General features: G+C 61.9%; 1 protein-coding gene. It reads left to right on the forward strand.

Annotated features, from left to right (window positions below):
• Positions 1 to 248 precede the first annotated feature (248 nt).
• Positions 249 to 485, forward strand: a complete 237-nt coding sequence (locus ACFRAM_RS28650) for a hypothetical protein (protein WP_379470434.1) — start codon at positions 249 to 251, stop codon at positions 483 to 485.
• The last annotated feature ends 705 nt before the right edge of the window (positions 486 to 1,190 follow it).

Consider the following 1,190-nt stretch of genomic DNA (forward strand, 5'->3'; position numbering starts at 1 on the left):
ACGCCATAGCTGTTATTCGGGGGCGTGAGCGTCTGACGAAGTCGGAACTTGACCGGATGCAACAGTTGCTTGCGACCGAAGCAGGACGCAACCATCTGGAACGGTTCAGGCCGCTGCTTCTTAAGCGCAGGCTCTGGATGGACCCAGACCAGCTCGTCGATCAGTTGCATATGAAGGCGGCCGAGATCGACACCTTTCGGCTCCTCGTAGGACAGGACGTATTGCTGGCCAACCAGTCGACACTGAGGGTGGCTGCTCGTGTCGCAGGTTCGGAGTCGGACCGGATCAACAGGTTGAGCGACGGCCGGGCTGATCTTGCGAGGTTGGTCGGGGCTGGTCCAGATGCACCGCTCCGAGCCGCTGCATTGCGGCTGCTCGGCAGCACGGTCTGCACTGGGACTGCGCCACTGTGTGTCGTCTGTCCGCTTCGAAAGCAATGCCCCTCTAGTGCCGCCAGTGACAATGAGGCTCAGACACTGTTCTGATCTATGGGAGTGTCGCGAAGCAAACAGATGGAACCGGCAATCGGCGACGATGTGGCTCCGGGCTGGGCCGGTGTCGACTTGGGCCGGGTTGCTCGGGTGTGGGTGACGGGGATTGTCAACAGCGTGAATCGGGTATTCGCGACAGCTCTCGATTTGGTGTCGAAGTGCGACTGCAGGGCAGGGTGTGGTGCCAGGACATCACGAAACTGCTCGGCCCCATCAAGGATGTCTACTAGGACCTGCAGGTGATACCGCGCATCTTCTCCGTAAGTCGTTCCATTGAAGACTGGTCAAGCGCCTGTGTGTGCGGGCGTCGGGCGCGAGATGCAGGTAGAAGGGTACACCGGCGCTCGCGCGCTTTCGCCGCGATGTACTGGGCGTGCGCGCTGCGTGCGGCGGCACCCATATCGGTCACGCTGGCAGTGAATTCGCCAGCGGCTGTCGCCGGTTCGCGGTGCGCAGTCTGATAGGCGGTCGCGGCGACGCGGTCCCAGGAGCTGCTGTGCAGGGCTGCGGCCTTCTGATCGAGGGTGGCGAGATGGTCGGATAGGAATCCGGCAAGATTCGTCCGCTGGGACACCACGTGGTCGAGCCGGACTAGACCGATGCTGAACACATCTCCACTCACGGCAGATCCAGACTTGAGATTTCGGCCACGAGCTGGTTATCGTACGCACCGTAGGTTTCGGCGGTGCCGCCCAGAGC

It is taken from the genome of Paenibacillus sp. NPDC056722 (assembly GCF_042790635.1).
In the GTDB taxonomy this organism is placed as follows: Bacteria; Bacillota; Bacilli; order Paenibacillales; family Paenibacillaceae; genus Paenibacillus_AQ; species Paenibacillus_AQ agri.